General features: G+C 47.2%; 5 protein-coding genes. 3 read left to right on the forward strand and 2 right to left on the reverse strand.

From position 1 onward, the window contains the following. Positions 1 to 1,199, reverse strand: a 1,199-nt coding sequence (locus L0156_04505; protein ID MCI0602253.1) for a hypothetical protein, incomplete at its 3' end; no start/stop codon positions are given. 3 nt (positions 1,200 to 1,202) lie between these two features. Then, complete coding sequence (locus L0156_04510; protein MCI0602254.1) at positions 1,203 to 2,324, reverse strand: hypothetical protein; 1,122 nt, start codon at positions 2,322 to 2,324, stop codon at positions 1,203 to 1,205. 703 nt (positions 2,325 to 3,027) lie between these two features. On the opposite strand from L0156_04510, the gene L0156_04515 reads away from it, so the two are divergent. The 3 genes from L0156_04515 to L0156_04525 form a co-directional block, all read left to right on the forward strand. Beyond that, positions 3,028 to 3,981, forward strand: a complete 954-nt coding sequence (locus L0156_04515; protein ID MCI0602255.1) for an NAD-dependent epimerase/dehydratase family protein — start codon at positions 3,028 to 3,030, stop codon at positions 3,979 to 3,981. Between the two features lie 99 nt (positions 3,982 to 4,080). Continuing rightward, entirely contained in the window at positions 4,081 to 5,064 is a 984-nt protein-coding gene (locus tag L0156_04520; protein ID MCI0602256.1) for a galactokinase, read from the forward strand. Next, positions 5,061 to 5,446, forward strand: a 386-nt coding sequence (locus tag L0156_04525; GenBank protein ID MCI0602257.1) for an NTP transferase domain-containing protein, incomplete at its 3' end; no start/stop codon positions are given. The genes L0156_04520 and L0156_04525, both read left to right, overlap by 4 nt.

Consider the following 5,446-nt stretch of genomic DNA (forward strand, 5'->3'; position numbering starts at 1 on the left):
GGTTCGATGACACCGGAATCGTTTTTACCGTCCCACCCGATTGAGAGTGACAATCCGGAACTGAGAATTGTCCTGACCGTTGTTCCGCCGGAATTTTTTATAAATACAGTCCAGGTCGTATCCGGATAAGAGTTGAGTGCTCCTGTGATGGCGGCTATATCCTGAAAGCCGTCAGCATTGGGACTGAAGAAAGCAGGACTGACGGTAAAGGAGCTAATGACAAGTGAAGGCGTATTGACTAGCACTATGTTCCCAACGGCGGCCGTTGCAACCTGTCCTAACGTTGATGTGCTCTCCAATCTGTAGGTGTAGCTGCCAATGGGCTGCAGGACCGCTGAATCATTTTTGCCATCCCAAGCGATGGTCGCTGTCGATCCGGATCCTGTGTAGGTCCTTATAACTGTGCTGCCACTATTTATTATTTTTACAATCCAATCGCCTGATGCGGAGGTTGTAAAACCGGCGTGAGTATTCATTCCGATCGAGGGGTTAAAGGTTTTGTTTTTTCTTGTCGAAGGTGGCAGAAAATAATAATTGGCAGATGGGGTCGCAGTTAACCACGGTTCATAGGAGACTGGGCCGACTATGGCATTGCCAGTTGGACCTGTTGCTGAGTTCCACCAACAGAAAAGCGCGCTGAGTGCATTTACTGTCTCAACGCCGGTAGAATTCGATGGAAAGCTATTCGCATACAGGGAGACTGGCGCAGTCGTGGAAGCCCAGATTGCAGTGCCATTACTGCTAAACGTAACATGCCGTACAGTAATCGGATTGACACCATCGGTTATGCGAACACCACTGCTACCGAAGGAAATCGTGGCATGAGCAATCGTTGAAGGGAGGCTATTGGCGTTAAACTGCAACCCGCCCCATTTCTTATTTGTTTTCTTTGTGAACGTTATCAAGGAGGCCGGTGTGCCAACCGCGTTCAGTCCACCAGGCGCTGTATTTCCGAATCTGATGAACTTCTGGTTTTCAAAAGTTACTTGAACTCCCGGTTCTATGGTGAGAATCGGGTTGGCTGCGCCGCCCACCTCGACATTTCCGGTCACGTTATAGGGACTTCCTGCAAGCGTCCACGTTGTATTCGAAGAAATCGTGCCTCCACTTATTGTAGTGGCGGCTTCAGCGTGCAGGGCGAGCAGACCGAATGCAAGTAGGAAGAGAAAAGAAACTTTAGAATTAAATAGTTGATGCATGTTCTATCTCAGCTTGGATTGAACGGTTTTGTTTTCGATTTTCAGGCGAAAAGAATTTGCTGCGACCGGGCCCCAGGTCGATGCCCAGTTCACTGCCACTACGTGATCTCCGGGCTTCAACTTATCGATCGGGATTTCTATTTCGAAAGGGGAAACAGGGTTAGGGATCTCGTGCACATTTTTTCCATCTACAAAGACCGCAATGAATCCCGGTTGTTTTGTAAAATTTGCCGCGTTTGCGCCGGTAATTTCTCCGGACACCTGGATCGTTGGTCGATTCGTTTGCCAGGATTGATCGAGTTTGTTTTTCGCAGCGTTTAAAATGTTAAGTTTCATCGTAGGCGAAATGTCATCCAGTGTTCTCAGTCCCTTGTGGTGATGATGGTGATCGGTACGGGCCGTAAAGAAGGATTGTCCTTTGCGCTGACTGACCCAGTCCAGGAATTTGCGATTACGATTCCCGTAGGTGATGATGGAGTTTTCACAAAGGGGTGTTGCTGCAATCCCCACGATGAAGTTTTTCAGCTCCGACACACGAATCGTGCCAGATTCATCCATCAGGTCCCATGTTTCTACGATCGCTCCGGCGGGTCGTGGTTCGCGGTTTACCAGTGTACGGAGGACAAAATCAACTTGCTTTTTCGTGACCGGATCGATGTATCCAATTCCGGCCTGAAGATGCACTCTCGAAGGGGAAGGAAGTCGATAAGAAAGGATTCCATCCTGTCTGCTGAATTTGGCTTCTCGAATCGAAATCATGTCGACAATCGAATCGGCAGGGAAATACATGTGCCTCTTCCCATCGGCAACCAATGCGATTCTCAGCGAATAGGCTTCATTCGCGACAATCGAGCCTTCTTTATCAAATCCATTCCATGTAAAGGAAACTTTCTGATTTGCGGTTACTTCCTGCTTATCAAACTCCCGAATCGGGTAGCCATCTCGATCTATGATCATAAGAGACAGGATCCCGGGGTGATCTACTTCAGCAGTGATTTCCACCTTTTGGCCTTCAGAAGGATTGAATGAAGGCGGAGAAACTGAAACCCTTCTAATAGCCGATGGATCGGCAAGGGCTAATGCAGTTATGAAAAAGAGTGATAGTGAAATCGAAAATATTCTCATGGTTACAAATCCTTTTGTTCTTGTTCGGTGTTCAGTTTTCATTTCAGTTAAAACCGCTACAGCAATCGGTGTGCCACACGAAATGTCTTTCATGTTCCTCGAGACGTCTCCTTTGAACGATGTCTTTTTGTTGAATTGAATGCTGAAAACGCGCTGAAAGCATGCTGAAAATGCTGAAAGTAAAAGACCCTCAAACTGCTAAATTGTTCGGTTTAGATTTTTGCCCGGCGGGAAGTTTTTAGCTCACCCTGCTTCGCAAATGTCAAACGCGTCGCATAAAAGCAATTACTGTGCCAATGACGAGATTCTTTGAAGTGGCGATGAATCGTTGGAAAAAGTGAGAGGACGGCGATACAGAATCTGTAACAACGGTGTGCATTTCTTCGCACAGGAAGGGTTTGTTGACAAAAACTACACACATTGTACGATTTGTTGTTTGTTTCAAAAAAAAATCCAAATTCAGCAGACCAAGATAAGTGTAGCTTGACGATGATGACTCGCACGTTGTTCGAAAACTTGATTTTGTTGACAAAAACTACTACTGCAGACGAAGTGACAAATAGTCGCTCCAGTGTTTGTGTTTTCGCGCCCGTTTAATGATTATTCCTTTTTTCTTTCTCTTATTTCAACGTCAGAGTTACCAAGCTTCCTTGGCTCACGGATGCAGCACGACTTTGCTTACCTGGCGGTGTAATATACGTTCATGCAATTCTTCGTGACCGGTTGTGCGGGATTTATCGGAAGCCATATTGTCGACCGTCTCCTGCAGGAGGGTCATTACGTGACCGGAATAGACAATTTTTCGACCGGACAACATGAGTTCCTTGAGCAGGCGCACAAATCAAACAGGTTCACTCTGATCGAGGCCGACGTGATGGACGCTCAGAAATTGCAGGATGCAATGAAAGGAGCTGATTTTGTAATTCATTTTGCTGCCAATGCCGATGTGCGTTTTGGCCTGGAACACCCGTGGAAAGATCTGGAGCAGAATACGATCGCTACTTTTCATGTGCTGGAAGCGATGAGATCGAATAGCATTCGGCGAATCGCTTTTGCCTCCACCGGATCGATTTATGGCGAACCCGAAACTTTTCCTACTCCGGAGCATGCTTCGTTTCCGGTTCAAACCTCGCTCTACGGCGCTTCCAAACTGGCATGTGAAGGAATGATCGAAGCATACTGCGAAGGTTATGATTTCCAGGGATACATCTTTCGCTTTGTCTCCGTGCTCGGAGAGCGGTATACACACGGGCATGTCTTCGACTTCTACAACCAGCTGATGCAGCATCCTGATCATTTGAATGTTCTTGGAAACGGAAAGCAACGAAAGTCGTACATGTACGTGCAAGATTGTTTGGATGCTATATTGATTGCAATTGAAAAGGGTCGTGAGAAAGTGAATATTTTCAACCTGGGAACGGATGAGTATTGCACCGTGGATGATTCGATCGGATGGATATGCGAGGCTCTGGACCTCCATCCTGAGCGGATCTACTCCGGTGGCGAGCGAGGCTGGATAGGCGACAGCCCGTTCATTTTTCTTGATTGCGCAAAAATCCGCAGTCTCGGATGGAATGCCAGACTTTCAATTCGCGAAGGCGTCAAACTGACTGTGGATTACCTCAAGAAAAATACCTGGATCCTGGAACGAAGGTAACTGGAATGTACAAAAGTCGTGTTGCTTTGTTTCTCCCCCTTATATAAGGAGGGGAAATCCGAGCAACGCACAAATAGGGCACTGACAAGGTAACTGGAATTGATCATTACAAGAAGTCCGTTGAGAATCTCGCTGGGAGGGGGAGGCACCGATTTGCCATCTTACTACCGGGAACATGGCGGGTTTGTTCTGGCAGCCGCGATCGATAAATACGTCTACATAACACTCCATCACAGTTTTGAAGCTGAGTTCATCATCAAGTACTCAAAAATGGAGCGCGCGCAGACCATTCAGGAGATCAATCATCCTTTGATTCGCGAAGCACTCAAACTTACAAACGTTCAAAGGACCGGTCTGGAAATTACCAGTATGGCGGATATTCCTGCAGGAACAGGACTCGGTTCTTCCGGAAGTTTTCTTACTGCGCTTCTGAAAGCTCTTCACATGCATCAAAAAAATCTCGTTCACCCTCAAGAAGTCGCCGATCAAGCCTGCCGTATTGAAATCGATATTCTTAAGGAGCCGGTCGGTAAGCAGGATCAGTACATCTCCGCGTACGGTGGAGTGACTTTCTTTCAATTTTTGCAGGATGACCGGGTAGTTGCTTCTCCGATGCAATTTAAAACGGATGTGTTGTATAACCTGGAAGATAACCTGATGCTTTTCTTCACCGGTTATTCGCGGTCCGCTTCCGAAATACTCAGGGAACAGGACACGCGAAGCAAAGAAAAGGATCAGCGGATGGCGGAGAATCTGCATTTCATTAAGAAGTTGGGTGAAGGAAGCAAGCGCGCATTGGAATCAGGAGATCTGAACCTTTTCGCGGATCTGATGAATGTGCACTGGAAGCACAAGAAGCAACGTTCTCCGCAAATGAGCAATGACCGGATTGACGAATGGTACGATTTGGGATTGCGAAACGGCGCTCTGGGCGGCAAACTCATCGGCGCGGGGGGAGGCGGCTTTTTAATGTTTTACGCCGAAGACAGGGTTCGTCTCCGGCGCGCCATGACAGACGCTGGGTTGGAAGAAGTGAGATTCCGTTTTGATTTTGAAGGGACCAAAGTAATTGCGCAGTCATGAAAGATCCAACAGTTGCCATCCTGGCTGGCGGTCTTGCCACACGTTTACAGTCCATAACTCAGAACATTCCCAAAGCGCTCATTGAAATCGAAGGGGAGCCGTTTCTCGTTCATCAACTGCGGTTGTTACATCACCATGACATCCGCCGTGTGGTCGTTTGTGGCGGCTATCTGGGCGATAAAATTCAACAAACTGTCGGTGATGGCAAACTGTTTGACATGAAGATTCGCTATTCCTTTGATGGACCAAAGCTTCTGGGAACAGGCGGCGCCATTCGTAAAGCCCTTCGTTTGCTCTCGGATCCTTTCTTTGTGTTGTATGGAGATTCTTACTTAGAGTGCGATTACGAAAAAATTCGGAGGGCATTTATCGAAAGCAAAAA

It is taken from the genome of bacterium (assembly GCA_022616075.1).
In the GTDB taxonomy this organism is placed as follows: Bacteria; Acidobacteriota; HRBIN11; order JAKEFK01; family JAKEFK01; genus JAKEFK01.